Source organism: Agrococcus sediminis (assembly GCF_007923295.1).
GTDB classification, from domain to species: Bacteria; Actinomycetota; Actinomycetes; order Actinomycetales; family Microbacteriaceae; genus Agrococcus; species Agrococcus sediminis.
In genome coordinates, this window is sequence record NZ_VOIR01000011.1 from 163467 (window position 1) to 189528 (window position 26062).

At 73.2% G+C, this 26062-nt stretch carries 28 protein-coding genes and 1 pseudogene; 13 read left to right on the plus strand and 16 right to left on the minus strand.

The features are described from left to right. The first annotated feature begins 104 nt into the window (after positions 1 to 104). The 3 genes from FQ330_RS01240 (at position 105) to FQ330_RS01250 (ending at position 3096) form a co-directional block, all read left to right on the plus strand. Entirely contained in the window at positions 105 to 617 is a 513-nt protein-coding gene (locus FQ330_RS01240; RefSeq protein WP_225792633.1) for a low molecular weight protein-tyrosine-phosphatase, read from the plus strand. A 9-nt stretch (positions 618 to 626) separates the two neighbouring features. Further along, entirely contained in the window at positions 627 to 2006 is a 1380-nt protein-coding gene (gene purB, locus FQ330_RS01245; protein ID WP_146354567.1) for an adenylosuccinate lyase, read from the plus strand. Positions 2007 to 2079: 73 nt separating this feature from the next. Next, on the plus strand, positions 2080 to 3096 hold the full coding sequence (locus FQ330_RS01250) for a zinc-binding dehydrogenase (protein ID WP_146354569.1): 1017 nt from the start codon (positions 2080 to 2082) through the stop codon (positions 3094 to 3096). 88 nt (positions 3097 to 3184) lie between these two features. Here FQ330_RS01250 and FQ330_RS01255 read toward each other — a convergent pair whose 3' ends face one another. From FQ330_RS01255 to FQ330_RS01285, 7 genes are all read right to left on the minus strand, one after another. Beyond that, positions 3185 to 4690, minus strand: a complete 1506-nt coding sequence (locus FQ330_RS01255; RefSeq protein WP_146354571.1) for a catalase — start codon at positions 4688 to 4690, stop codon at positions 3185 to 3187. A gap of 128 nt (positions 4691 to 4818) precedes the next feature. After that, complete coding sequence (locus FQ330_RS01260) at positions 4819 to 5250, minus strand: Fur family transcriptional regulator (protein ID WP_146354573.1); 432 nt, start codon at positions 5248 to 5250, stop codon at positions 4819 to 4821. A gap of 175 nt (positions 5251 to 5425) precedes the next feature. Further along, positions 5426 to 6265, minus strand: a complete 840-nt coding sequence (locus tag FQ330_RS01265) for a sulfurtransferase (protein WP_146354575.1) — start codon at positions 6263 to 6265, stop codon at positions 5426 to 5428. A gap of 172 nt (positions 6266 to 6437) precedes the next feature. After that, on the minus strand, positions 6438 to 6893 hold the full coding sequence (locus FQ330_RS01270; protein WP_146354577.1) for a hypothetical protein: 456 nt from the start codon (positions 6891 to 6893) through the stop codon (positions 6438 to 6440). Positions 6894 to 6937: 44 nt separating this feature from the next. Continuing rightward, complete coding sequence (locus FQ330_RS01275) at positions 6938 to 7549, minus strand: hypothetical protein (protein WP_146354579.1); 612 nt, start codon at positions 7547 to 7549, stop codon at positions 6938 to 6940. Beyond that, entirely contained in the window at positions 7546 to 7818 is a 273-nt protein-coding gene (locus tag FQ330_RS01280) for a hypothetical protein (RefSeq protein WP_146354581.1), read from the minus strand. The genes FQ330_RS01275 and FQ330_RS01280 overlap by 4 nt, the downstream gene beginning before the upstream one ends. Beyond that, positions 7815 to 8342, minus strand: a complete 528-nt coding sequence (locus FQ330_RS01285) for a hypothetical protein (RefSeq protein WP_146354583.1) — start codon at positions 8340 to 8342, stop codon at positions 7815 to 7817. Before FQ330_RS01285 ends, FQ330_RS01280 begins: the two co-directional genes overlap by 4 nt. 166 nt (positions 8343 to 8508) lie before the next feature. On the opposite strand from FQ330_RS01285, the gene FQ330_RS01290 reads away from it, so the two are divergent. The 3 genes from FQ330_RS01290 (at position 8509) to FQ330_RS01300 (ending at position 10777) form a co-directional block, all read left to right on the plus strand. After that, positions 8509 to 9729, plus strand: a complete 1221-nt coding sequence (locus FQ330_RS01290) for an amidohydrolase (RefSeq protein WP_146354585.1) — start codon at positions 8509 to 8511, stop codon at positions 9727 to 9729. Between the two features lie 99 nt (positions 9730 to 9828). Further along, positions 9829 to 10407, plus strand: coding sequence for an NADPH-dependent FMN reductase (locus FQ330_RS01295; protein ID WP_146354587.1), 579 nt, complete (start codon positions 9829 to 9831; stop codon positions 10405 to 10407). 103 nt (positions 10408 to 10510) lie between these two features. Beyond that, on the plus strand, positions 10511 to 10777 hold the full coding sequence (locus tag FQ330_RS01300; protein ID WP_128190469.1) for a YciI family protein: 267 nt from the start codon (positions 10511 to 10513) through the stop codon (positions 10775 to 10777). A 24-nt stretch (positions 10778 to 10801) separates the two neighbouring features. On the opposite strand, the gene FQ330_RS01305 is transcribed toward FQ330_RS01300, so the two are convergent. Further along, on the minus strand, positions 10802 to 11695 hold the full coding sequence (locus tag FQ330_RS01305) for an Fpg/Nei family DNA glycosylase (protein ID WP_146354589.1): 894 nt from the start codon (positions 11693 to 11695) through the stop codon (positions 10802 to 10804). Positions 11696 to 11741: 46 nt separating this feature from the next. Further along, positions 11742 to 12734: an NYN domain-containing protein gene (locus FQ330_RS01310; RefSeq protein WP_128190471.1), complete on the minus strand. Its 993-nt coding sequence runs from the start codon at positions 12732 to 12734 to the stop codon at positions 11742 to 11744. Positions 12735 to 12850: 116 nt separating this feature from the next. Between FQ330_RS01310 and FQ330_RS01315 the strand changes: the two genes are divergently transcribed. Next, the gene (locus FQ330_RS01315) at positions 12851 to 13537 is read left to right on the plus strand and encodes a Type 1 glutamine amidotransferase-like domain-containing protein (protein WP_146354591.1); all 687 of its coding nucleotides are present in this window, start codon (positions 12851 to 12853) and stop codon (positions 13535 to 13537) included. A gap of 34 nt (positions 13538 to 13571) precedes the next feature. Here FQ330_RS01315 and FQ330_RS01320 read toward each other — a convergent pair whose 3' ends face one another. Continuing rightward, complete coding sequence (locus FQ330_RS01320; RefSeq protein ID WP_225792634.1) at positions 13572 to 14828, minus strand: MFS transporter; 1257 nt, start codon at positions 14826 to 14828, stop codon at positions 13572 to 13574. 128 nt (positions 14829 to 14956) lie between these two features. Here FQ330_RS01320 and FQ330_RS01325 point away from each other — a divergent pair, with 128 nt between their 5' ends. Further along, positions 14957 to 15238, plus strand: coding sequence for a Fe-S cluster assembly protein HesB (locus tag FQ330_RS01325; protein ID WP_128189654.1), 282 nt, complete (start codon positions 14957 to 14959; stop codon positions 15236 to 15238). A 160-nt stretch (positions 15239 to 15398) separates the two neighbouring features. Here FQ330_RS01325 and dnaB read toward each other — a convergent pair. The 6 genes and pseudogenes from dnaB to FQ330_RS01355 form a co-directional block, all read right to left on the minus strand. Then, a pseudogene (dnaB, locus tag FQ330_RS01330) lies at positions 15399 to 16682 on the minus strand (replicative DNA helicase); the annotation flags it as partial. A 445-nt stretch (positions 16683 to 17127) separates the two neighbouring features. After that, the gene (gene rplI / locus FQ330_RS01335) at positions 17128 to 17580 is read right to left on the minus strand and encodes a 50S ribosomal protein L9 (protein ID WP_128189653.1); all 453 of its coding nucleotides are present in this window, start codon (positions 17578 to 17580) and stop codon (positions 17128 to 17130) included. Positions 17581 to 17592: 12 nt separating this feature from the next. Continuing rightward, positions 17593 to 17847: a 30S ribosomal protein S18 gene (gene rpsR / locus FQ330_RS01340; RefSeq protein WP_128189652.1), complete on the minus strand. Its 255-nt coding sequence runs from the start codon at positions 17845 to 17847 to the stop codon at positions 17593 to 17595. A 59-nt stretch (positions 17848 to 17906) separates the two neighbouring features. Then, positions 17907 to 18446 carry a single-stranded DNA-binding protein gene (locus tag FQ330_RS01345; protein WP_128189651.1) on the minus strand — a complete coding sequence of 180 codons (540 nt, stop codon included), beginning with the start codon at positions 18444 to 18446 and terminating at the stop codon, positions 17907 to 17909. 2 nt (positions 18447 to 18448) lie between these two features. After that, positions 18449 to 18847 (minus strand): 30S ribosomal protein S6, encoded by a 399-nt coding sequence (gene rpsF / locus FQ330_RS01350; RefSeq protein ID WP_128189650.1) that lies wholly within the window; start codon positions 18845 to 18847, stop codon positions 18449 to 18451. A gap of 209 nt (positions 18848 to 19056) precedes the next feature. Beyond that, complete coding sequence (locus FQ330_RS01355) at positions 19057 to 20523, minus strand: CCA tRNA nucleotidyltransferase (RefSeq protein ID WP_404799826.1); 1467 nt, start codon at positions 20521 to 20523, stop codon at positions 19057 to 19059. 88 nt (positions 20524 to 20611) lie between these two features. Here FQ330_RS01355 and FQ330_RS01360 point away from each other — a divergent pair, with 88 nt between their 5' ends. The 5 genes from FQ330_RS01360 to trxA all read left to right on the plus strand — a co-directional run bounded on the left by FQ330_RS01360 (position 20612) and on the right by trxA (position 26026). Next, entirely contained in the window at positions 20612 to 22603 is a 1992-nt protein-coding gene (locus FQ330_RS01360) for a DUF6049 family protein (RefSeq protein WP_146354595.1), read from the plus strand. Further along, the gene (murJ, locus tag FQ330_RS01365) at positions 22600 to 24249 is read left to right on the plus strand and encodes a murein biosynthesis integral membrane protein MurJ (RefSeq protein ID WP_146354597.1); all 1650 of its coding nucleotides are present in this window, start codon (positions 22600 to 22602) and stop codon (positions 24247 to 24249) included. Before FQ330_RS01360 ends, murJ begins: the two co-directional genes overlap by 4 nt. A 62-nt stretch (positions 24250 to 24311) precedes the next feature. Further along, positions 24312 to 24698 (plus strand): hypothetical protein, encoded by a 387-nt coding sequence (locus FQ330_RS01370; protein ID WP_146354599.1) that lies wholly within the window; start codon positions 24312 to 24314, stop codon positions 24696 to 24698. Positions 24699 to 24743: 45 nt separating this feature from the next. Beyond that, positions 24744 to 25718, plus strand: coding sequence for a thioredoxin-disulfide reductase (gene trxB / locus FQ330_RS01375; protein WP_128189646.1), 975 nt, complete (start codon positions 24744 to 24746; stop codon positions 25716 to 25718). After that, positions 25715 to 26026, plus strand: coding sequence for a thioredoxin (trxA, locus tag FQ330_RS01380; protein ID WP_128189645.1), 312 nt, complete (start codon positions 25715 to 25717; stop codon positions 26024 to 26026). Before trxB ends, trxA begins: the two co-directional genes overlap by 4 nt. Positions 26027 to 26062: the final 36 nt, after the last annotated feature.

The window sequence follows — 26062 nt, forward strand, 5'->3', positions numbered from 1 at the left end:
CGTCGCATCCGCCGGCCCGCGCCCGCTGCGCCAGCCGGCGCCCCTGTGGACAGCGCGGCCGGCGACCGCCCCCGCGGCGCCCCGGGTTTGCCACAATGGGGCCTGTGACCATCGACCGGGAGTTCGCCGATGCGACCCGCTTCCGGGTCTGCTTCGTGTGCACCGGCAACATCTGCCGCTCGCCGATGGCGGCGACGGTCTTCGAGCAGCTCGCCAAGCGCCGCGGCGTCGCCGAGCGGCTCCTGGTCGCGAGCGCCGGCATCAGCGAGTACCACGTGGGCGAGACCGCCGACCCGCGCACGCTCGCGGCGCTCAGCGACGCCGGCTACGACGCCGTCGCCCACCGCGCCAAGCAGTTCAAGGCCAAGTGGCTCGACTCGTTCGACCTCGTGATCGCCTTCGACCGCGGCCAGGAGCGCGCGCTGCGCTCGCTCGCCCGCACCGACGAGCAGCACTCCAAGATCCGGCTGCTGCTGTCGTTCGACCCCGACGCCACCGGGCCCGACGTGCCCGACCCCTACTACTCGGAGGACGCGTTCTTCGGCACCGTCCTGCGCCAGATCGAGACCGCCGTCGGCAGGCTGTTCCGCCAGATCCAGCCCGCCATGCGCCCCTGAAGGAGCCCCATGTCGCTGCCCGCCCAGCCCCTCTCCCCCCTCGACGGCCGCTACCAGCGGCAGGTCGGGGCGCTCGCCGAGCACCTGTCGGAGGCGGGCCTCAACCGGGCCCGCGTGCACGTCGAGGTCGAGTGGCTGCTCTGGGTGGCCGAGCACCGGCTCTTCGGCGCGAGCCCCGTCGACGCCGAGGACGCGGATGCGCTGCGGCGGTGGGCGGCCGCGTTCGGCCAGGACGAGGTCGACTGGCTCGCCGGCAAGGAGGCCGTCACGCGGCACGACGTGAAGGCGGTCGAGTACCTCGTGCGCGAGCGGCTCTCGGAGCAGGGCCTCGAGCGGCTCTCGGAGGCGGTGCACATCGCCTGCACGAGCGAGGACATCAACAACCTCTCCTACGCCCTCACGATCCGCACCGCCGTGCAGGATGTCTGGATGCCGGCGCTGCGCGCCGTCATCGACCGGCTGCGCGAGCTCGCCGTCGAGCAGCGCGACCGCGCCATGCTCTCGCTCACGCACGGCCAGCCCGCGACGCCGACGACGCTCGGCAAGGAGCTCGCGGTCGTCGCCTGGCGCCTCGAGCGGCAGGCGAGGCGGATCGAGCAGGTCGAGGTGCTCGGCAAGTTCGCCGGCGCCACGGGCACCTTCTCGGCCCACGTCGTGGCCGAGCCCGACGCCGACTGGCCGGCCACCGCATCCGCCTTCGTCGAGCACCTCGGGCTCACCTGGAACCCCCTCACGACGCAGATCGAGTCGCACGACTGGCAGGCCGAGCTCTTCGGCGCCATCTCGCACGCCGGGCGCATCCTGCACAACCTCGCCACCGACGTGTGGACCTACATCATGCTCGGCGCGTTCACGCAGATCCCGGTCGCGGGCGCCACCGGCTCGTCGACGATGCCGCACAAGATCAACCCGATCCGCTTCGAGAACGCCGAGGCCAACCTCGAGATCGCGTCGGCCATGCTCGAGTCGCTCTCGGCGACGCTCGTCACGAGCCGCCTGCAGCGCGACCTCACCGACTCGTCGACGCAGCGCAACATCGGCGTCGCGCTCGGGCACTCGCTGCTCGCGCTCGACAACCTGCGCCGCGGCCTCGGCGAGATCGCCGTCTCGGACGCCGCGCTCGACGCCGCGCTCGAGGGCAACTGGGAGGTGCTCGCCGAGGCGATCCAGACGGTCATCCGCGCCGAGGTGCTCGCGGGCCGCTCGTCGATCGACGACCCCTATGCGCAGCTGAAGGAGCTCACCCGCGGGCAGCGCGTCGGCCAGGCCGAGCTCATCGCGTTCGTCGACGGGCTCGACATCTCGGATGCCGCCAAGGAGCGGCTGCGGGGCCTGACGCCCCACGCCTACACGGGCGTCGCGAGCGCGCTCGTCGACCGCCTGCCGTAGGCGCGCCTCGCCCTCGCCCTCGCCCTCGCCCGCGCTCGCCGCGCGCGCGGGCACCGCGTGCCAGGCTGGAGGCATGCGAGCGACCATCCTGCATGCCCCTGGAGACATCCGCGTCGAGGAGTGGGCCGACCCCGCGCTCGAGCGGCCGACCGACGCCATCGTGCGCGTCGTCGCCGGCTGCGTGTGCGGCTCCGACCTGTGGCCCTACCGCGGCGCGAACGAGGTGCCCGAGCCCCGCACGATCGGCCACGAGGCGATCGGCGTCGTCGAGGCGATCGGTCCCGACGTCGCGCGCGTGCGCGTCGGCGACTTCGTCATCGTGCCCTTCGACCACTGCTGCGGCCGCTGCGTGCACTGCCTCGCCGGCCAGACGCAGGGCTGCGTCGAGCTCGCGATGACCGGCAGCGGCCAGGCCGAGCTGACGCGCGTGACGAACGCCGACGCCACGTGCTTCGTGCTCGACGAGGCGCCCGCGCCCGAGCAGCAGGCGACGGTGCTCGCCCTCAGCGACGTGCTGCCGACCGGCTACCACGCGGCCGTCTCGGCCGGCGTCGTGCCCGGCTCGACCGCCGTCGTCGTCGGCGACGGCGCGGTGGGCCTGTGCGGCGTGCTCTCGGCGAAGCGCCTCGGCGCCGAGCGCATCATCGCCCTCTCGCGCAACCCCGAGCGGCAGCGCATCGCCACAGACTTCGGCGCGACCGACCTCGTGGCCGAGCGCGGCGACGACGCGGTCGAGGCGGTGCGCGAGCTCACCGACGGGGTGGGGGCGGATGCGGTGCTCGAGTGCGTGGGCACCGAGCAGTCGATGCTCACGGCGTTCGGCGCCGCCCGCCCCGGCGCCACGGTCGGCTTCGTCGGCGTGCCGCACGGCGTGCAGATCCCCTGGCCGACGGCGTTCCGCGGCAACATCGGGCTCCGCGGCGGCATGGCGCCGGTCGTGCGCTACCTGCCCGAGCTCGTGCCGGCCGTGCTCGCCGGCGACCTCGACGCATCCGCCGTCTTCGACCTCGAGCTGCCGCTCGACGACGCCGCCGAGGCCTACCGGGCGATGGACGAGCGGCGCGCGGTGAAGGTGCTGCTGCGCCCCTGACGCCCGCCACCGGCGCCGCGTGCCCGACGCGACGCGGCCCGCCCCGGCGAGGTGCCGGAGCGGGCCGTGAGCGCGAGGGCGCCGTGGATCAGAAGACGGCGGGCGTGCGCACCGGCTCCGACGCGAGCGACGTGCGGGGCTCGTCGATCGGGGTCAGCCCCGCCTCGACGCGCGCGCCGAGGCCCGCGTCGACGCTCTTCCAGTACTGGATGGCCCGGGCGCGGATCTCGGGCACGCGCGTCTTGCCGACGTGGCCGACGATGTTCGCCACGAGCCGCTCGCGCTCCGGGTCGGTGAGCACCTCGCGCACGAGCGTGCCGGCCTGGCCGAAGTCGTCGTCCTCGGGGTGCAGGGTGGCGGCGGCGCGGATGAGCTCCCCGTCGCTCTGCCACCCGCGGTCGTCACCGGCCGCAGCCGCATCCGCCGCCGGTCCGCCGAAGGAGTTCGGCGCGTACACGGGCGCCGACGCGGGCCGAAAGCCGTGGCGCATCGAGCCCTCCTTGTCGTAGGAGTGCACCTCGGTCGCCCGTGCGGCGTTCACCGGCAGCTCGGCGTGGTTGACGCCGATGCGGTAGCGGTGCGCGTCTGCGTAGCTGAAGATGCGCGCCTGCAGCATCTTGTCGGGGCTCGCCGCGATGCCGGGCACGAAGTGGGCGGGGCTGAACGCCGCCTGCTCGATCTCGGCGAAGTAGTTCTCGGGGTTGCGGTCGAGCGTCATGCGGCCCACCTCGATGAGCGGGTAGTCGCCGTGCGGCCACACCTTCGTCAGGTCGAAGGGGTTGAAGCGGTAGGTCGCGGCGTCGGCGTACGGCATGACCTGCACCGAGAGCGTCCAGGACGGGAAGTCGCCCTCCTCGATCGCCGAGTAGAGGTCGCGGATGTGGTGGTCGGCGTCGCTGCCGGCGAGCTCGTCGGCCTCCGCCTGCGGCAGGAACGCGTTGCCCTGGTCGGTCTTGAAGTGGTACTTCACCCAGAAGCGCTCGCCGTCGGCGCTGATCCACTGGTAGGTGTGCGAGCCGAAGCCGTCCATGTGGCGCCAGCTCTTCGGCAGGCCGCGGTCGCCCATGAGCCACGTCACCTGGTGCGCCGACTCGGGGCTCAGGGTCCAGAAGTCCCACTGCATGTCGTTGTCGCGCAGGTGCGAGCCCGGCAGGCGCTTCTGCGAGTGGATGAAGTCGGGGAACTTGATGCCGTCCTTGATGAAGAAGACGGGGGTGTTGTTGCCGACGAGGTCGTAGTTGCCCTCGGTCGTGTAGAACTTCAGCGCGAACCCGCGCGGGTCGCGCCACGTGTCGGGGCTGCCCTGCTCGCCGGCGACGGTCGAGAAGCGGGCGAGCATCTCGGTCTCGACGCCCGGCTGGAAGAGCGCGGCGCGCGTGTAGGCGCTCACGTCGTTGGTGGTGACGAACCGGCCGTAGGCGCCGCCGCCCTTGGCGTGCACCACGCGCTCCGGCACACGCTCCCGGTTGAAGTGGGCGAGCTTCTCGACCAGGTAGTGGTCGGTGAGCGCGATCGCGCCGTCGGCGCCGACGCTCTGCGAGTGCGCGTCGCTCGCGATCGGGGTGCCGACGCTGTTCGTGGTGGGTGTCGTCATGCTTCCTCTTCCGTTGCGTGTCGTTGGTCTGGTCCGGGTGCGCGCGGTCGCGCGGGCGCGCTCGCGCCGTCGGCGGTGCGGATGGGCGACGGTGCCCGCGTCGTCGGGTGCGGCCCCGACGGGGCCGGTCAGGCGGCGTCCGCCTCCCGGCCGCTGCAGTCGGCGCAGACGCCGACGAACGTCACCTCCGCCGCCTGCACGGTGAAGCCGGGCGGGGCGTCGGCGTGCAGGCAGGGGGCCTCGCCGATGACGCAGTCGACGTCCTCGACGCGGCCGCAGCGCGCGCACAGCGCGTGGTGGTGGTTGTCGTCGACGCGGCGCTCGTAGCGCGCCGGCGAGCGCTCGGGCTCGAAGCGGCGCAGGAGCCCGGCGGCGGTGAGGTCGCCGAGCACGTTGTGCACCGACTGCACCGAGGTGTCGTGGCCGGCGGCCTCGAGCGCGCGGTGCACGCTCTCGGCGTCGGCGTGCGGCATGCGCTCGAGCACGTCGAGCACCGCGAGCCGCCCCTGCGTGACGCGGAGGCCCCGCTCGCGGAGCAGCTCGGCGTCGGTCTCGGTCACGCTCCCCACCCTAGCCACAATCGTGAACCGCTCAAAGAAGCGGCGCGCCGGTGCGCGGCGCAGCGCGCCGCCCGCGCCGACTGGGGCGGCTGCGCCCGAGCGGGGCCGGCGCGCCCGACCCAGTCGGGCGCAGCGGCCCCACTCGCCGGCCGCTGGGCTGCCAGCAGCGGCCGCGTCAGGCGCCGGTCGCGACGGGGCGGCCCGAGTCGGCGCGGCCCCACTCCGACCACGAGCCGTCGTAGACGGCCACCGCGCGGCCGGCGAGCGTCGCGGCCAGCGCGATCACGGCGGCGGTCACGCCCGAGCCGCAGCTCGCGACGATCGGCCGCTCCCCCGCCGCCGCCCGCAGCCGCTCGGCGAGCTGCTCCGGGGGCAGCATGCGGCCGCCCGGGGCGAGCGTCGCGTAGTGCAGCGATCCCGCGCCCGGCATGTGGCCGGCGCGCACGCCCTCGCGCGGGTCGGGCTCGTCGCCCGAGAACCGGCTCGGCGAGCGGGCGTCGAGCACGGCTGCCTCGCCCGACGCGAGCGCGACCGCGACGGCGTCCGCGTCGACGAGCGCCGACGCATCCCACCGCACGACGACGTCGCCGTCGCGACCGGTCGACGCCGCGACCGGGGCGAGCGGATGCCCCGCGTCGGCCCAGGCGGGCAGGCCCCCGTCGAGCACGGCCGCGTCGATTCCTGCGGCCCGCAGCATCCACCAGGCGCGGGCGCTCGAGAACAGCCCGGCCGCGTCGTAGGCGACGACCCGGTCGCCCGCGCGCACGCCGATCGCGCGGAGCGCGCGCTCGAAGTCGGCCGGCGCGGGCATGTCGTGCACGCCCACCGGGCCGAGCCCATCCGACTCGTCGTGGCGCGAGAAGGCGCCCTCGAGGTCGAAGCGCACGGCGCCCGGGATGCCCTCGGCCGGCAGCGGGTCGCCCGAGCCCGGCGGCGCCATGCTCGCGTCGAGCACGACGAGGTCGTCGTCGCGCAGGTGCTCGGCCAACCAGTCGACATCCACGAGATCGCGCATGCGACCCAGCCTGCCAGGCCGCGTAGGCGGCGGCGTCAGGCCTCCGCGACCGACCGTGCGCCGCGGCTCAGCAGGTGCGGACCGAGCATTGGGGCGATCCGCAGCGCCATGCCCGGCGTGCCGGTGGGAGCGGCAGGGGTCGGCGCTTCGCCGCCTCGCGTGCCTCGCGTCCTCAGCTCGCCGCAGCCGTGATGTAGCCCATGAGCGGGAACGGCACCGAGGCCTCCACAGCACCGCCGCCGACGGCGGCGAGCCACGCCCAGCCGCCGAAGTACGCCAGCCCGACCACGACCCAGACGGCGATGACGCCGGCGATCTTCGCATCCACGGCGCGGACCGGATCCTGCGCCCATCGGTCGCGCGCGACGAGATGCGCCGCCACCGCGATCCCGATGGCGAGCAGGAAGACCCACAGCGAGGGCACGAGACGCAGCGTCACCGGGTCAGAGAGCCAGGTCTCGGACGAGCCGTCGCCGCTGATCATGCTCCAGCCCGTGACCGTGGCACTGCCCGATCCCGCGAACGCGTAGACGGCCAGGGGGATGATGGTCAGGGCGATCGCCGGCGGCAGGCGCTCGCCGGTGCGCACGCCATCGCCGTCCAGTCGCATCCGGGCGTGCAGGCTCATGCTGCGGATGATCCCACGGCGAGCACCGCGGTGTCGAGGGATCGTCAGCGCTGCTCGTCGGGGAACGCCGTGATGATCTGGCCGGAGCCGAGGCCGACGCCGACCGTGACCATCCAGGAGCGCTGCACCTCGCCGCCCTCGACGTGCTCGACGAGCACGTCGTAGTTGACGATGTCGTCGCGGTACGCCTCGACGCGCGTCGGCTGCTCGAGCGCGCGGTCGATCGCGAACCACGCGACGTCCTCCCACTCGGCGCCGATGAGCGCCGCGAGCTCGTCGAAGTCGCCCGTGTGGCCGTCGGCGATGTGCCGCCAGCCCGCGCCGTCGGCGTTGCCGCACGTCATGCGCGCCTCGCCCGCGCGCACGTCGAGCTCGGGCCACGCGGCCCGGTCGAACAGCTCGAGCGTCTCGCGTCCCGACTCGCCCTCGCACTCGCCGTCGGGGTCGACGTCGTCGGCGACGGGGTCGAACACCCGCCCCTCGGCCGTCAGGTGCGGGCCGTCCGGTGCGGATGCGTCGCCGGGGGTGCCGCTCCCGGTCGCGGTCGGCTGCGGCCCAGGCCCAGGCCCGACGGCCGAGGTCGAGCAGCCCGCGAGCGTGACCGCGAGCACCAGCGCCGCGAGGGCGCCCGCGCCGACGGGCGCCGCGCGCCTCACCGCTCGAAGCCCTCGCGCTTGTCGAGGTCGGCCGCCGAGCGGCCCTTGGGCTTGATCGCGAGCATCAGCGTCGCCGTGATGAGGAGCGTGCCGATGAAGCCGACGCCCCCGAACACGAGCGCGAGCACGACGTCGCGCACCGACAGCAGGATGACGAGTCCCACGAACGCGCCCGCGACGGCGGCGAACGCCAGGTACTCGAAGGGCTTCAGCCGCTGCCGCCGCGTGGGCTGGATGGGTCCGTCGTCGTGCTGCTGCTGCTCGCTCATGCCTCGCTCCGCTCGCTCGTGGTGCGCGCCGGGCGTGCGGAGAGCGCCGCGAGCGCGTGGTAGACGCCGACGATGACGGCGTAGGCGCCGAGCATGCCGGTGAGGGTGACGGCGTCGCGCACGAAGGCGAACACCAGCCCCAGGATGATCGTGAGCACGCCGACAGCGCGCCAGTCGTGCACGAGCCGCAGCGTGCGCTGGTCGGTCTCGCCCCGCATCCGCCACCAGCCGCGCAGCTCCAGCGCGCCGGTGACGAGCGCCCACGCCGCGACCAGCAGGCCGAGCGATGTCTCGGTGGGCGCGGCGAGCGCGAGCACCACCGCGACGACGGCGACGAGCGCCGACCACGCAGCGGCCGGCACCGGCCAGCGAGCCGCGCCCGCAGGCACGAGCGCGCGGCCGAGCCACAGCGCAGCGGCGGTGCCGCCGGCCAGCACGGCGAGCGTCAGGAGCCCGACGAGCGGCGAGTGCAGCGGGATGAACGGCAGCGGCAGGCCGACGACGAGGGCCGGCACTGCGCGCATCGCAGGGAGGTGCCACGGAAGCAGCCTCTGCGAGGTGCTCGGTTGGGCGGTCACGGCTCTCCTCACGGTTCCCCCCGATCCTATCGCCGGTGCGGCACGCGGCCCGGCGCCGGAGCGCGGCGGCAGGACCGCCCCGGGCGGGCGCCGCCGCGGCTAGCCTGGCCGCATGACCCTCGAGCGCCACCGCCCCTTCATCGAAGACCTCTACCGCGAGCTGCACGCGCACCCCGAGCTCTCGCTGCGCGAGCACCGCACCGCGGCACGCATGGCCGAGCTGCTGCGCGAGGCGGGCTACGAGACGCACGAGCAGGTCGGCGAGTCGACCGGCGTCGTCGGCATCCTCCGCCGCGGCGAGGGCCCGACGGTGCTGCTGCGCGCCGACATGGACGGCCTGCCGGTGACCGAGGTCGAGCAGGTGCCCTACCGCTCGACCGAGACCGACGACTGGGAGGGCCAGCGGGTGGGCGTCATGCACGCGTGCGGCCACGACACCCACATGGCGTCGCTGCAGGGGGCCCTGCGCGTGCTCGCCGAGCAGGACGACTGGTCGGGCACGATCGTCGCCGTCTTCCAGCCCGCGGAGGAGCTCATCACCGGCGCGCTCACGATGCAGGAGGGGCTGCGCGAGCTGCTGCCCGACGGCATCGACATCGCGCTCGGCCAGCACGTCTTCCCGGGCGCCGCCGGCGAGGTCTTCACCGCGCCCGGCCCCGTCATGGCCGGCAGCGACCACGTCATCGTCACCGTGCACGGCCGCGGCGGCCACGGATCGCAGCCCGAGAAGACGATCGACCCGATCGTGCTCGCCGCCTCGATGGTCGTGCGCCTGCAGACGATCGTGTCGCGCGAGGTCGCGCCGTCCGACCGAGCGGTCGTCACGGTCGGCACGTTCCACGCCGGCACGAAGCAGAACATCATCCCCGAGCACGCGCGCTTCGAGATCAACATCCGCACCTTCGAGCAGCCGGTGCGCGACAAGGTGCTCGCCGCGATCGAGCGCATCGTGCAGGGCGAGGCGCAGGCCGCCGGCGCGCCGCCCGCGACGATCGAGGCGGGCCCCGCGGCACCCCTGACCATCAACGACGACGCGGCGGCGGCGAAGCTCGGCGCCGCGTTCGACGCGGAGTTCGGCGAGCAGCACCTGCCCCAGGAGCCCGTGCTCGGCTCGGAGGACTTCAGCGACCTCCCCGCGACGTGGGGCGCGCGCTACGTCTACTGGGTCTACGGCGGCTTCGACCCCGAGACGGTCGCCTCGGCACGGGAGCGCGGCACCTTCGACGTCGACGTGCCCTCGAACCACTCGCCGAACTTCATCCCCGTGATGCAGCCGACGCTCGACACGGCGACCCGCGCGATGGTCACGGCAGCCCGCACGTTCCTCGGCTGAGCCGGGCCCGGGGCGCCGGGAATATCTGATATCCGACGGGGCGTTGGCCCAGACGGCGCAGCATCGCGCCGCACCCTGATCCACGGCCCGAGGAGACCCATGTCCCGGCGCCCCCAGGTCGGCATCATCGTCGGCAGCACCCGTCCCGTCCGCGTCGGTCGCCCGGTCGCCGACGAGATCGCGACGCTCATCGAGGCCGCGGGCGGCGACGCCGTCATGCTCGACCTGGCCGAGATCGCGCTGCCGCTGCTCGACGAGGCGCTGCCGCCGGCCTCCGGCGTGCGCAGCCAGCCGCACTCGGTCGCCTGGGCCGAGCGCATCGACGCGCTCGACGGCGTCGTGTTCCTCACCCCCGACTACAACAGCGGCTACCCGGCGGCGCTCAAGAACGCGATCGACTACCTGAAGGCCGAGTGGGTCGACCTGCCCGCCGTCGTCGTCTCCTACGGCTGGTCGGGCGGCGCCTCGGCCGCCGCGCAGCTCACCGCCGTGCTCTCGTACATCGGCCTCGACCTGCAGGGCGAGGGCGTGCGGATGCCGTTCCAGCCGACCGACTTCGACGACGCGATGCGCATGGTCGACGCGAGCGCGTTCGTCGCCCGCTCCGCTGAGCCGCTCCGCGCGGCCGTCGCGCAGCTGGTCGAGGTCTCGGCGCAGGCGGAGCGCACCGCGGCCTGACCGCACCGCGCACACGACGGGCGGATGCCCTGCTCACCCGGGCAGGGCATCCGCCCGTCCGTCATGTGCGGGCGGGCCCGCCGCCACTGCCTAGGCTGAGTGCATGATCGCCGTCATCACCGCCTTCTCGGACGACCCGGCCCGCCTCGAGCTGCGCCCGCGCCACCGCGAGCTGCTGCAGGGCCTGCACGAGCGCGGCCTGCTCGCCGCCGCCGGCCCCTTCGAGGACCAGTCGGGCGCGCTGCTGCTCTTCCACTCGGACGACGTCGACGAGGTCGAGGCGGCCCTCGCCGAGGACCCGTACTACGAGGCGCCGGGCGTGCGGGTCGTGACGATCCAGCCGTGGACCGTCGTCGCCGGCAGCCTCTGAGCCGCAGCCCGCAGAGGGCAGCCGTCAGCGGCGCACGCCCAGCCGCGACAGCACGCGATCGGCGAGCGGCTTGCCGCCCGTCTGGCAGGTCGCGCAGTACTCGAAGGTGCTGTCGGCGTAGATGACCTGCCGCACGGCGTCGCCGCACACGGGGCACGCCTCGCCCTTGCGGCCGTGCACGCGCATGCCCTGCCGCTTCTCGGCCTTGAGCGACGAGACCGTGACGCCGCGCGCCCGCTCGACCGCCTCGCCGAGCACCTGCTGCAGCGCCTCGTAGAGGCGGTGCACGTCGTCGGCCGGCATCGACGCCGGGTGGAACGGCGACATGCGCGCCGCGTGCAGGATCTCGTCGGAGTAGGCGTTGCCGATGCCGGCGATGCGGCGCTGGTCGCGCAGGACGCCCTTGATCTGGGCACGGCCGGCGTGCGCGAGGATGCCGGCGAAGCGCTCCTCGGTGAACGCCGGGTCCAGCGGCTCGGGACCGAGCGTCGCGATCGAGAGCACCTGGTCGGGGTGCGCGACGACGTGGATCGCGAGCCGCTTCTGCGTCGCCTGCTCGGTGAGGTCGACGCCGTCGCCGCCAACGCGCTCGTCGCCCTCGGCCCGCTCGAGCACGATGCGGGCGGCGAGCGGGCCCCGGCCGCGCCCCGCGGTCGGGCTCGGCGCCGCGTCGCGCCACCGCACCCATCCGGACCGCGCGAGGTGCACGACGAGGTGCAGCCCGCTATCGACCGAGAGCACGAGGTGCTTGCCCCGGCGGCCGACGGCGGTGAAGGCCGTGCCGTGCAGCGCGTCGACGGGCGGGTCGAAGGTCTTGAGCGCGGCGATCGACGGCACGTCGACGCGGCGGATCGTGCGGCCGATCAGGCGCTCGCCCAGATCGGCCGCCAGGGCCTCGACCTCCGGCAGCTCCGGCATGCATCCATCCTGCACGCCGCCGCTGACAGCGCGACGAGCGGATCGGCTACTGGCTCTTCAGCTTCAGCAGGCGAGCCTGCCCCTCCTCGCGCACCTCGACGAGCGCGCCGCGCGCGCCGATGAAGTCCGAGAACGAGCGGTGGCCGAGCGACTTCTCGTTGAAGACCGGGTCCATGCGCTTCATCTGCTCCTTGACGACGTTGGCGTGCAGCCACTCGTCGTCGCCCTTCTGGTGCAGGATGCGCAGGGCCCGCTCGAGGAGGCCGGTCGCGGCGTCGCCGCGCTGCTCGGGCGTCATCGCGACCTCGTCCTGCGCCTGGGCGACCGACTCGCTCGTCGCGCGACGGCGGCGACGGGCCGGCGGCTGCTCGGGCGCGGCGACGGCCTCCGCCTCGGCCTGGATCTGCTTCGCCTCGGCGGGCGTGGGCTCCGGCGCATCCGGCTCGCCCTCGGGCTCGTCGAGCACGACCGGCTCGATGCCGGGCAGCGCGTCGTAGTCGGCGAACTCGTCGCACGCCGCGGCGAGCGACTTCGAGGTGCTGCCGGCGACGCCGATGCCGACCATGTAGCGGCCGAGCCGCTTCGTGCGCTGCGCGAGCGCGATGTAGTCGCTGTCGCCGGCGACGACGACGACGTGGGTGATGTTGTCGAGGCGGAAGAGATCCTCGACCACGTCGATCGAGAGCCGGATGTCGGCGCCGTTCTTGAGCGAGCGGGTGGTCGGGAACATCTGCACGAGGTCGACCGCGCGCGCGAGCAGCTGGTCGCGGTAGGCGGCGTGCGCGGGCACCGACCAGTCGGCGTAGGCGCGGCTCAGCACGATCGATCCGTAGCTCGAGGCGTAGTCGATGATGGCGCCGAGGTCGACGGTGGCCTGCGAGAAGCGCGTGCGCGCCTTCGACTCGCGGCCGTCGGCGGGCAGCGTGCGCACGCGATCGGTGTGGAAGGCGCCGCGGCCGTGGAGCTGGTCGTAGCGGGAGATGAGGATGTTGTCGAAGTCGATGTAGACGGCGACACGCGCCTCGGAGTCGGTGGGCATGGCCCCAGTCTGGCAGGCGCCCGCCCGCACCACCGCTGGCGGCCCCGGTGTACGCTCGGGCCCGCAGCGCGGCTCGGCGGATGCGCGCGTGCGCACGGCGACGACGGAAGGCCCTCGTGAAGCTCCTCCTCACCTCCTCGGGCATCAGCAACCCGAGCATCGCGGCGGCGCTCGAGGCGCTGCTCGGCAAGCCCGTCTCGGAGTCGACGGCGCTCCTCATCCCCACTGCCGTGCATCCGTTCCCCGGGGGCGGGTCGATGGCGTGGGAGGCGATCCGCGGCGAGGCCGACAGCCCGCTCGCGAACCTCGGGTGGAAGTCGGTGGGGGTCCTCGAGCTCACCGCGCTCCCCACGATCCGCGAGGAGAGCTGGGTGCCCGCGGTGCGCGAGGCCGACGCGCTGCTCGTCTGGGGCGGCGACGTGCTCTACCTCTGCCACTGGATGCGGAGGTCGGGGCTCGCCGATCTGCTGCCGTCGCTGACCGGCACCGTCTACGTCGGCGTGAGCGCGGGCAGCATCGCGGTGACCGCGCGCAACTGCGACGCCGAGTTCGACCTCGAGTTCGTGCCCGACGGCAGCGACATGGCCTCGGAGGCCGACCGGACCCTCGGGCTCGTCGACTTCGCGCTCTACCCGCACCTCGACCGCCCGGGCATGGAGGACGCGGCGCTCGCCAGCATCGAGCGCTGGGCGGCGGGCATCCCGGAGCCGACCTACGCCATCGACGACGAGACGGTCATCGCCGTGGTCGACGGCGAGGTCGAGGTCGTCTCCGAGGGCAGCTGGCGGCTCATCACGCCCTGAATCATGACGCCCTGCATCATCACGCCCTGCATCATCACGCCCTGAGCGGGTCGTCCTCCCGCAGGAACGCCGCGGCGATCTCGCGCCGGTGCACGCCGAGCACCCACCACGTGCCGAGCCCCGCGACCGTGGCGAGCGCACCGCCGAACACCATCGCGCTCGGCAGGTCGACGAGCGACGCCACCACGCCGCCGCTCACCGAGCCGAGCGGGATGCTGCCCCAGAGCACCGTGCGGTACGCGCCCTGCACCCGCCCGAACAGCGCATCCGGGATGAGCACCTGCCGCACCGACATCACCTGCACGTTGAAGGCGCTCACCGCGAGCGCGCCGAGCGGCCACAGGACGAGCGTCACCCAGAGGGCCGGCCAGAGCCCGATGCCCACGAGCGTCGCGCCGCACAGCGTGCCGCTCACGCCCATCGCGGCCGTGCGGCCGAGCAGGCGAGTGAGCGCCGGCGACAGCAGCGCGCCGAGCACGGCGCCCACGCCCATCGCGGCGAGCAGCAGGCCGAAGGCGGCCTCGTCGATGCCGAGCACGTCGAGGGCGAAGAGCACGGCGATGCCGTTCGCGACCGAGTAGCCGAAGGCCCCGAGCCCCGTCACCCACACGAGCTGCCGCAGGATGCGGTGGTGCAGCAGCCAGCCGAGGCCCTCGCGGATGTCGGCGGCGAGGGTCGTCGGCGCGCCGCGCTCGGGCGCGAACGAGCCGCGCACCGTCACGACGAGCGTCGCGGCGACGACGTACATCGCGATGGCGGCGCCGAGCGGCAGCACCGCCGTCAGCGCGAACAGCAGCGCGCCGAGCGGTGCGCCGAGGAACAGGTTGCTCACCGACTCGGCGGTCGACAGCAGCGAGTTGCCCCGCTCGAGCTGGTCGCGGCGCACCACGCGCGGCAGCAGCGCTCGCGCCGCGTTGTCGTAGACCGTCTCGGCCACGCCGAGCAGGAAGGCGGCGACGTAGAGGACGCCGATGCTCGCCCAGCCCGTCGCGAGCGCGACCGCGAGCCCCAGCAGGATCGCGGCGCGGGCGAGGTTGGCCCCCTGCATCGCGCGCCGCCGGTCGATGCGGTCGACGAGCGCGCCCGCGGGGATCGCGAACAGCAGCCAGGGCAGGAACGCGAGCGACGCCACGAGCGACACGAGCAGCGGATCCCGGGTGAGGCTCGCCGCCACGAGCGGCAGCGCCGCCTGCAGCATGCCGTCGGCGAGGTTCGAGCCGGTCGACGAGGCGAACAGGCGCCGGAAGCCGGTGCCGAGCCGGCGCGGCCCGGCTGCTCCATCTGTGGTCACGATCCCCGAGTCTGCCCTGTCGGCGGGCGGCGGATGCGCGCCGCCGACACGCCCGGGACCGGCCCGCGGGTTGCATGGCCGGCCCGGGCACGGCATCGTTGCCGACTCGCCAATGGAGAGGAGCAGCCATGCTCACCCTGACCGACAACGCCCAGGCCGTCATCAACGGCATCGTCGCGAACGCCGAGGCAGCCCCGACCGGCGGCATCCGCATCTCGCAGGACCTCGAGGGCGCCGGCCTCAACGTGACCGTCGCTCCCGCGCCCGAGGCCGACGACCAGGTCGTCGAGGCTGCCGGCGCGAAGGTCTTCCTCGACCCGTCGGCTGCCGTCACGCTCGACGACAAGGTGCTCGACGCATCCGCGGCCCCCGACGGCCGCGTCGACTTCGCGGTCGGCCAGCAGGGCTGATCGCAGCCAGACGAGGAAGGGCCCGGCCGATCGGTCGGGCCCTTCCTCGTGCTCAGCCCTCGACGGGCGGCGGCTCCTGCGGGGCGCCGTACGGGCTGCCGCCGAACGGCGTGCCGCCTGGCGGCATGGCGGGGGCGCCGCCCTCGCCCGCGCCCATGCCCGGTGCGATGTCGACGAAGCGGGCCAGGTGGCCGTGGAAGGCGACCGGGATCGTCTTGGTGGGGCCGCCGCGGTGCTTGGCGACGATGATGTCGGCCTCGCCGGGGCGGATGTCGCGGTCGTAGGCGTCCTCGCGGTGCAGCAGCATCACGATGTCGGCGTCCTGCTCGATCGAGCCCGACTCGCGGAGGTCGCTGATCGCGGGCTTCTTGTCGCCGCGCTGCTCAGGGCCTCGGTTGAGCTGCGAGAGCGCGATGACCGGCACCTGCAGCTCCTTCGCGAGCAGCTTGAGCGAGCGCGAGAACTCCGAGACCTCCTGCTGGCGCGACTCGACCTTCTTGCCGCTCGTCATGAGCTGCAGGTAGTCGACGACCACCATCTTGAGGCCCGCCTGCTGCTTGAGCCGGCGGCACTTCGCCCGGATCTCGACGAGCGTCAGGTTGGGGCTGTCGTCGATGTAGAGCGGCGCGTCGTTGATGCGGCCGCGCACCTGCGCGAGCGTGGTCCAGTCGCGGCCCTCGATCGCGCCCTTGCGGAGCTTCTGCAGCAGGATGCTCGACTCGGCCGAGAGCAGCTTCATCGCGATCTCGGTGCGGCCCATCTCGAGCGAGAAGAAGACCGAGGGCAGGTCGTTCTTGATCGAGCACGAGCGCACGAGGTCCATCGCGAGCGTCGACTTGCCGAGGCCCGGTCGGGCGGCGACGACGATGAGCTGGCCCGGGTGGAGGCCGTTCGTGAGCTCGTCGAGCTCGCGGAAGCCGGTCGGCACGCCGGTCATGACGCCGTCGAGGCCCTTCGCGGCCTCGATCTCCTCGATCGCCGACTCGACGGCGAGGCTGAGCGGCACGTAGTCCTCGGACTGGTCCTCGCCCATCACCGAGTAGATCTCGGCCTGCGCGTGGTTGACGAGGTCGGTGACCTCGCCCTCCGACGCGTAGCCCATCTGCACGATGCGCGTGCCGGCCTCGACGAGCCGCCGCAGCACGGCCTTCTCGGCGACGATCTCGGCGTAGTAGCCGGCGTTGGCCGCGGTCGGCACCATCGAGGTGAGCGAGTGCAGGTACTGCACGCCGCCCGCGCGCGAGAGCATCGCGGTCTTCGTCAGCTCGTCGGCGACGGTGATGACGTCGGTGGGCTCGCCGCGCGAGTACAGGGAGAGGATCGCCTCGTAGACGATCTCGTGCTTCGGCTGGTAGAAGTCGTTGCCCCGCACGGTCTCGAGGCAGTCGGCGACGGCGTCCTTCGACAGCAGCATGCCGCCGATGGCCGACTGCTCGGCGAGCATGTCGTGCGGCGGGGTGCGCTCGCTGTAGCGGCTCTCGTCGAGCCCGATCTCCGCCAGATCCGTCACGCGTCCCCCTTCGCTGTCGACGATGCCGCAGGCGACCCACACCGCGCGGGAGGGGAGCCTTCCACAGGCTAGGAGCGCTGCCGCGCGAGGGCGAATCGCTCTGTGGACAGGCTTGTGGAGAGCTGGGGACAACGCCGGGTGACGCGCCGACGCGCGCCGGTCCCACCTGTGCACAGATCTGTGGAATCGAACGCGGGATCGCCGTCCAAACCGCCTCTGACCGGGCATTTCCGTTTCCACACCCCGTGGGGAGAAGCGTGTGTCAAGTACACGTTGAGACTTTGCGTCGCGGGCTCGATTTGACACGCGTCCGGCCCGTCGCAGAACGACTAAGGGCCCGCATCCGTGATGGATGCGGGCCCTCGGCAGCGTGCGGTCGCTACTTGGCAGCGACCACGCGGACCGTGATCTGGGCGACGATGTCGTCGCGCAGACGAGCCGTCGCCTGGTGGTCGCCCACCGCGCGGATCGGCGTCGGGATCTCGATGACGCGCTTGTCGACGGAGCCGTGACCGGCTGCCTCGACGGCGTCGGCGATGTCCTTCGTCTGGATCGAGCCGAACAGGCGGCCCTCGGTGCCGGCCTTGACCTTCACCGTGACGGGGTTCGCCTCGAGGCGGGCGCGGAGGTCCTGCGCCTCCTCGATCGTGGCGTGCTCGCGTGCGACGCGGGCGGCCTTGATCTGCTCGACCTGCTTCTCGCCGCCGCGCGACCACGCGACAGCCAGGCCCTGGGGCACGAGGTAGTTGCGGGCGAACCCGTTCTTCACCTCGACGACATCACCAGCGGAGCCGAGGCCGGAGACCTCGTTCGTGAGAATCAGCTTTGCCATGGTTCAGCCCCCTCAGCGTCCGGCGCCCGAGTAGGGCAGGAGCGCCATCTCGCGCGCGTTCTTGATCGCCTTGGCGATCAGGCGCTGCTCCTGCACCGACACGCCGGTGATGCGACGGGCGCGGATCTTGCCGCGCTCCGAGATGAACTTCTTGAGCGTCGCGACGTCCTTCCAGTCGATGACGCCGACCCTGATCGCCTTCGCGGGGGCGAGGTTCTTGCCGCCCTTCGGGCCCCGCGGCTTGCGGTTCTGCGGCTTGCCAGCCATTGTTCCTTCTTTCGTGCTCGGGACTGCCGTCCCGGGAGTGCATAGGTGGGCGAGAGGCCTTAGAAGGGCGTCTCGTCGTTGTAGGAGGTGCCGGGCGCTCCCCAGACGTCGCCGCCCGACTGCTGCGCGGCCGGCTGGCCCCACGGCTCGTCGGCGGCCTGCTGGGGCTGGCCGAAGCCGCCGCCCTGGCCGACCTGGCCCTGCCCGCCGCCGGAGCTGCGGCCAGCGCCGCCGCCCGTCGTGCGGGTGACCTGCGCGGTCGCGTAGCGGAGCGAGGGGCCGATCTCGTCGACCTCGAGCTCGATGACGGTGCGCTTCTCGCCCTGCTGCGTCTCGAACGAGCGCTGCTTCAGGCGACCCTGCGCGATGACGCGCGAGCCCTTCGACAGGCTCTGCGACACGTGCTCGGCGAACTCGCGCCACACCGACGCGCGGAGGAACAGCGCCTCGCCGTCCTTCCACTCGTTCGCCTGGCGGTCGAACGTGCGGGGGGTCGACGCGATCGTGAAGTTCGCCACCGCGAGACCGTTCTGCGTGTAGCGCAGCTCCGGGTCGGCAGTCAGGTTGCCGACGACCGTGATGATCGTCTCGCCAGCCATGACTACTCGGCCTCGACCTCTGCGGCGGGCGCAGCGGGCTCGGCAGCGGGGGCCTTGGCGGCCTTCGCGGCCTTGGCCTCGGCGTGGCGCTTGGAGGCGCCGGTCTGCGTGACGGCCTCCTCGGCGCGGAGGACCTTCGTGCGCATGACGGCCTCGGACAGCTTCAGCTGTCGGTCCAGCTCGTTCGTGGAGGCCGACTCGGCCGTGAAGTTCACGACGGCGTAGATGCCCTCGGTCTTCTTGTCGATCTCGTAGGCCAGGCGGCGACGGCCCCAGATGTCGACGCTCTCGATCGTGCCGCCATCGTTGCGGATCACGCCCAGGAACTTGTCGAGCGACGGGGCGACAGTGCGCTCGTCCACCTCCGGGTCGAGAATCACCATCAGCTCGTACTGCTGCATGCTTCACCCACCTCCTTCGGACTAGAACGGCTGCAGACGGTCTGCAGCAGGAGGGTTGCATGGTGCGGGGGCCTCGCGCTCGAGGACGAGCGGAGCCCGCGCAACCTGGCGATCCTACCGCACCCGCGCATCCGCGCGCCAGAGCGGGATCCGACGCCCGCGACGGACGTCGGCGCTGGTCGCAGCGGAGACCCGAGAGGGTCTCCGCTCTAGAGCTCCACCGCGCGCGCCGCCCACCACTCGCGCAGGATCGCCTCGGCGCGCTCCTCGCCGAGCGGCCCGTGCTCGAGCCGCTGCTCGAGCAGCATCCGGTAGGCCTCCCCCACCTCGCGGCCGGGGCCGATGCCGAGCACGGCCATGATCCGCTCGCCGTCGAGGTCGGGGCGCACCGCGTCCATCTCCTCCTGCTCGCGGAGCTCGGCGATGCGCCGCTCGAGGTCGTCGTAGGCGAAGTCGAGCCGCTCGGCCTTCCGGCGGTTGCGGGTCGTCACGTCGGAGCGCGTGAGGATGTGCAGGCGCTCGAGCAGCGGGCCCGCGTCGCGCACGTAGCGCCGCACCGCCGAGTCGGTCCACGCCTGCTCGCCGTAGCCGTAGAAGCGCAGGTGCAGCTCGACGAGCCGCGCGACCGCCTTCACGGTGTCGTTGTCGAAGCGCAGCGCCTTCAGCCGCTGCTTCGCCAGGCGCGCGCCGACGAGGTCGTGCTGGTGGAAGGTGACGGTGCGGCCCTCGATGCGCCGCGTGGCCGGCTTGCCGATGTCGTGCAGCAGCCCCGCGAGCCGCGAGACGAGGTCGGGCGCCGCTCCGGGGTTCCGCGAACCCTCGAGGTCGATCCCTTGCTGCAGCACGGTGAGCGAGTGCTCGTAGACGTCCTTGTGGTGCGCGTGCTCGTCGGCCTCGAGCCGCAGCGCCGGCACCTCCGGCAGCACGATGTCGAGGATGCCCGTGTCGGTCAGCAGGCGGATGCCCGGCACGGGGCGGGCCGTGAGGAGCAGCTTGGTGAGCTCGTCGCGCACGCGCTCGGCGGAGATGTCGCGGATGCGCGGGGCGAGCGCCGTCATCGCCTCGACCACGCGGGGGGCGACGTCGAAGCCGAGCTGCGCGGCGAAGCGCGCGGCGCGCATCATCCGCAGCGGGTCGTCGTCGAAGGATCGCTCCGGCGCCTGCGGGGTGTCGAGCACGCCCTGCAGCAGGTGCTCGAGGCCGCCGCCGACGTCGACGAGCTGCGGCGACGCATCCGCCCCCGCTCCCCCGCCGCGCACCGGCGTCACCCGCAGCGCCATGGCGTTGACGGTGAAGTCCCGCCGCACGAGGTCGTCCTCGAGCGCGTCGCCGAAGGCGACCTGCGGCTTGCGCGAGACCCCGTCGTACTGGTCGGCGCGGTAGGTCGTGATCTCGATCGTCTCGGCGCCGATGCGCGCGGCGATGGTGCCGAACTCGCGCCCGACGTCCCACGTGGCCTCGGCGAGCGGCCCGACGAGCGCGAGGATCTCGTCGGGCGTCGCGCTCGAGGCGAAGTCGAGGTCGGTGACCGGCCGGTCGAGGAAGGCGTCGCGCACCGGGCCGCCGACGAGCGACAGCTCGTGGCCCGCGGCCGCGAACGCCTCGGCGAGCTGCGCCGTGGGCGCGGCGGCGACGAGCGCGTGCAGTCGCGCGGTCGCCTCGGCCATGTCGGTCACGACCGCCCATTCTGCCCCACCCGCGCCGGGACGGGCGCGGCGTCGGCGTCGCGCGGGACCCATGGCTGCACTCCCTACACTTGGGCGCATGCTGTCGGCAGGTCGCCTGGCGCGACGGCGCGCGACAGCGTGCGCCGCCGCGGCTGTCGCGACGGCGCTGCTCGCGGCCCCGCTCGCGGCCGCGCCCGAGGCGGGCGCGACCGCCGCGCCGGAGGCGCCGACGCTCATGATCGCGCCGGTCGACCCGCTGCTGAGCGAGGGCGAGAGCCTCGAGGTCACGGTCTCGATCGACAACCCGTCGATGGCCGTGCAGCCCGCGACGACCGTCGACGTGCTGCTCTCGGCCGACCCCATCTCGACCCGCTACACGCTCAGCCGCTGGTTCGAGGGGCAGGCGATCGTCGCGAGCTCTGCGGTCGCGTCGGTCGAGCTGCCCGCGGTCGCGGCGCTCGGGCGCGCGTCGGAGACGGTCACCGTCGATGCCGAGGCGCTGGGCCTCGACGGCGCGACGTGGGGCGCCTACGGGCTCGCGGCATCCGCTCCCTCCCTCTCGGGCGCCACGAGCGTCGTCGTGCGCGACGAGCCGGGCGAGTCGAGCCCCACGCGGCTCGCGCTCGCCGCGCCCATCGACGCGGGCGTCGGCTCGAGCGGCCTGCTCGACGCCGACGAGCTCGAGCGCGCCACCGAGATCGGCGGCGACACCCTCGCCGCGCTCGATGCGGCGCTCGGCGCGGGCGCCACGATCGGCGTCGATCCCGCGATCGGGGCGAGCGCCGAGGCGCTCGGCGACGAGGCACCCGAGGCCGCGCTCGCCTGGCTCGAGCGCGCCGACCGCGACGACACCTATGCGCTCGAGTACGCGAACGCCGACCCGATCGCGCAGGTGCGCGCGGGCGCCCATCCCATCGAGCCGCTCGGCATCCCGCGCGAGGGCGCCGACCCGCTGCCCGCCTCGGCCGGCTCCATCGGCACGCGCGAGCCCGTCATCGACGCGACCGCCGCCATCCTGCAGACGGGCGACCTGGCCGAGCTGAGCGCGATCGGCACCGTGGTGCTGTCGGGCGCCAACCTCGACGAGGAGCTCATCGGCAGCACGCCGAGCGCGCTCGTCGACCTCGACGGCGTCGAGGCGCTCGCCGCCGACGCGCAGCTCCAGGAGCTCATCCGCGCCGCGTCGGTCGACGACGAGGCGATGGCGGGGCACGCGCGCGCCCAGGCGATGGCGCTGCTGGCCGTCATCACGCGCGAGCGGCCGAGCGACGCCCGCACCCTCGCCGCGATGCTCCCCGCGAGCTCGCAGGGGTCGTCGGCCGCGATGCTCGCCGACCTCGCCTCCGCCCGCTTCGTGCAGACGGTCGGCATCGACGACGCGCTCGAGCTCGAGCCGCGAGACGCCACGCTCATCGCCCCGACCGACCCCGAGCGGGCCGTCGGGGCGGAGCTCGTGCAGGATGCGCTGGCCCAGGAGGCCGAGGTCGCCCACGTCGCGAGCATCGTCGAGGAGCCCAGCACGCTCCTCGCCGGGCTGCGGCTCGGCCTGCTCGCGGCCCTGCCGGACGCCGGCCGCGCGGTGACGCAGGCCGATCGTGACGCGATCGCCGGCCTCGGCGACGCGATGAGCGACGTGCGCGGCGCGGTGCAGATCCTCCCCGGCAGCACGCTGAACGCCACCGGCCAGAGCGCGCCGCTGCCGATCGCGATCGAGAACCGCCTGGATGTGCCGGTGCAGGTCGTGCTGTCGGTGCGGCCCTCCAACGCGCTCGTCACCGTGCCGCAGTCGCGCGTCGACGTCACCGTCGCCGCCGGCAGCCAGGAGCGCGTGCAGGTGCCCATCGAGATCGTCGGCACCGGCACCGTGCTCATGATCGCCCAGCTGCACACCCCCGACGGCGTGCCGCTCGGCCACCTGCAGACCCTGCGGGTGAACTCGCAGCCGACCATCGAGACCGCGCTCGCCTGGGTGCTGGGCGTCGCGATCGTGCTGCTCATCGCCTCCGGCATCGTCCGCTCGGTGCGCAAGCGCCGCCGCGGCCAGGCGCACGGCGACCTCGACGAGCCGACCCCGGAGGAGACCGCGTGAGCACAGGCAGGGCGAGCGCGATCATCGCGGCCGGGACGATGGTCTCGCGCGTGCTGGGCTTCGTGAAGATGGTGATGCTCGTCGTCGCCATCGGCCAGTCGGCCTCGCTCGCCGGTGAGGCGTTCGGCCTCGCGAACCAGCTGCCGAACAACATCTACGCGCTCGTCGCGGGCGGCGTCATGAGCGCGGTGCTCGTGCCGCAGATCGTGAAGGCGTCGAAGGCCGCCGACGGCGGCGAGGCGTACGTCTCGAAGATCCTCACCCTCGGCGGCTCGGTCTTCCTGCTGCTCGCGGTGCTGGCGACAGCAGCCGCGCCGCTGCTGGTCGAGCTCTACGCGGTGAGCGAGAGCGCCGACGGCGGCGGCTTCAGCGCGGCCCAGATGGCGCTCGCGGTGGGCATCGCGTACTGGTGCATGCCGCAGATCCTCTTCTACGCGATCTACACGCTGCTCGGCGAGATCTACAACGCGCGCGGCCAGTTCGGCCCCTACACGTGGGCGCCCGTCGCCAACAACCTCGTCTCGATCGCGGGGCTCGGCGCCTTCATGCTGCTGTTCGGCGGCGAGGAGGTGCACCGCGACCTGGGCGTGTGGGACTGGGACCGAGTGATGGTGCTGGGCCTCGTCACGACCGGCGGCGTGGCGGTGCAGGCGCTCGTGCTCGTGCTGTTCTTCCGCCGGACCGGGCTGCGGTTCCGGCCCGACTTCGGCTGGCGCGGGGTGGGCCTGCGCGCGACCGGCCGCAGCGCGATGTGGCTGTTCGGCATCGTCATCATCGGCCAGATCAAGGGCCTCGTGCAGTCGCGCGTCGCGAGCACCGGCGAGGGCGCCAACATCCTCACGATGCAGAACGCGTGGTACCTCTTCTCGCTGCCGCACTCGATCATCGCCGTCTCGATCGCGATCGCGTACTTCACCCGCATGTCGCACCACGCGAGCGAGCACAACATCGCAGGCATCCGCACCGACCTGTCGAGCGCCCTCCGCGGCGTCGGCATGCTCACCACCATCTCGGCCCTCGTGCTCGCCGTGATCGCCATCCCGTTCGCCCGCCTGCTCGAGCCCACGTACGAGCTCATGCTGGCGATGGCGTGGGTCATCTGGGCGTTCCTGCTCTGCCTGGTCGCCTTCAGCGCCGAGTACGTCATCCAGCGCGTCTTCTTCGCCCTCGGCGACACCCGCACCGCCTTCCTCTACGCGTGCTTCGGCATGTTCGTCACGTTCGCCCTGCTGTGGTGGGCGTCGACGCTCCCGGGCGAGTGGGTGATCGCCGGCACCGCGCTCGCCGTCTCGATCGCCAACCTCCTGTCGTTCGCCATCTGGCTCGTGCTCGTGCGCCGCAAGATCGGCCCCTTCGGGTTCCGGCTGATCGGCATCCGGCACCTCCAGTACCTCGGCTACGGACTCGTCGCCGCAGCGGCCGGCGTGGGCGTCACCTGGGCGCTGGGCGGCTACGTGCCGGGCGGGTTCGGCACGTCGGGCATGCTCGGCAGCGCGCTCACCTGCACCGCCGCGGGCGCCGTCATGGGGATCATCTACTTCGGGCTGCTCTACGTGACCCGCAACCCCGACTTCCGCGCCACGGCCGACATCGTGGTCGGCAAGCTGCGCGGCCGCGGCCGCGACGACGACCCGCAGGCCGCCTGACGCGACGCTGGGCGCGCGCAGAGGCGCGGCCTCTAGCATGGGCGCGGCAGAGGGGGAACGCCATGGCACATCCGCTCATCCGCATCGGCGCGCCGCTCGCCGTCGGCGCGATCGCCGCCGTCGGCGCGATCGTCGGCGCGACGCTGAGCCGCGAGCGGCAGCGGCTCGAGCTCGAGCCGACCGCGCGGCCGCTCGCGGTCGAGGGCTGGTGGTCGTCGGACGCCTCCTCGTCGCTCGCCCACGCGCATCCGGCCGTGCTCATCGTCGATGCCGACACCGCGCAGCTCGTCGACTCCTGGGATCGCCGCACCCGCAGCCGCGTCGCGCACCCGGTCGTGCGGCGCACGCCCGAGTGGCCGGCGGCGGGGCTGCTCGTCGTCGACGCCGCGACCGGCGACCTGCTGACCGTGGTCGGCGCTCGCGGCGACGCGGGAATGCCCGCGATCTAGACTCGGTTGACCCTGCAGCACCCCCGCAACGACCCAGGAGACGCAGTGCACGACGTCATCATCATCGGCTCCGGCCCCGCCGGATACACCGCCGCGATCTATGCGGCGCGCGCCAACCTGAAGCCGATCGTGCTCGCCTCGAGCGTCGAGATGGGCGGCGACCTCATGACCACGACCGAGGTCGAGAACTTCCCGGGCTTCCCCGAGGGCATCCAGGGCCCCGACCTCATGTTCGCCATGCAGCAGCAGGCCGAGCGCTTCGGCGCCGACGTGCGCATGCAGGACGCCACCGAGCTCGAGCTCGACGGCGAGGTCAAGCGCGTCCACGTCGGCGACGAGGTGCTCGAGACGCGCGCGCTGATCTTCGCGACGGGCTCCGCCTACCGCAAGCTCGGCGTCGAGGGCGAGGAGCGGCTCTCCGGCCACGGCGTCTCGTGGTGCGCGACGTGCGACGGCTTCTTCTTCAAGCAGAAGCAGCTCATCGTGGTCGGCGGCGGCGACTCGGCGATGGAGGAGGCCAACTTCCTGACGAAGTTCGCCGACAAGGTCACCATCGTGCACCGCTCCGAGCACTTCCGCGCGAGCGAGGTCATGCTCGAGCGCTCCCGCGCCAACGAGAAGATCGACTTCATCATGAACGCGGTCGTCGAGGAGATCGTGGGCACCGAGTCGAACGGCACCGAGCAGGTGTCGTCGGTCACGCTGCGCGACACGACGTCGGGCCACACGTGGAGCATGCCCATCGACGGCGTCTTCGTCGCGATCGGCTCCGACCCCCGCACGCACCTCGTGCACGGCAAGCTCGACCTCACGACCGAGGGCACGATCGCCGTCGACGGCCGCTCGTCGCGCACCTCGGTCGAGGGCGTCTTCGCCGCGGGCGACGTGATCGATCCCACCTACCGCCAGGCCGTCACGGCCGCCGGGTCCGGCACCGTCGCCGCGCTCGACGCGGAGCACTACCTGGCCGCGCACGCCGTGCCGGCGCTCGTCACCAGCCCTGAGGAGGCAGCACTGTGAAGGAAGTCACCACCGCATCGTTCGAGCAGGATGTCCTGAACGCCGACAAGCCCGTGCTCGTCGACTTCTGGGCGGCCTGGTGCGGCCCGTGCCGCGCGGTCAGCCCCATCCTGGAGCAGATCGACGGCGAGACCGAGAAGCTCGACGTCGTGAAGGTGAACGTCGACCAGGAGCCCGACCTGGCGATGCGCTACAACATCACGTCGATCCCCGCGATGAAGGTCTTCCAGAACGGCGAGGTCGTGAAGGAGCTCATCGGCGCCCGGCCGAAGCCGGCGATCGAGCAGGAGCTCGCAGCCTTCCTGTGAGGAGCGAGACGAGGGCCCCGTGGATGCGTTCCACGG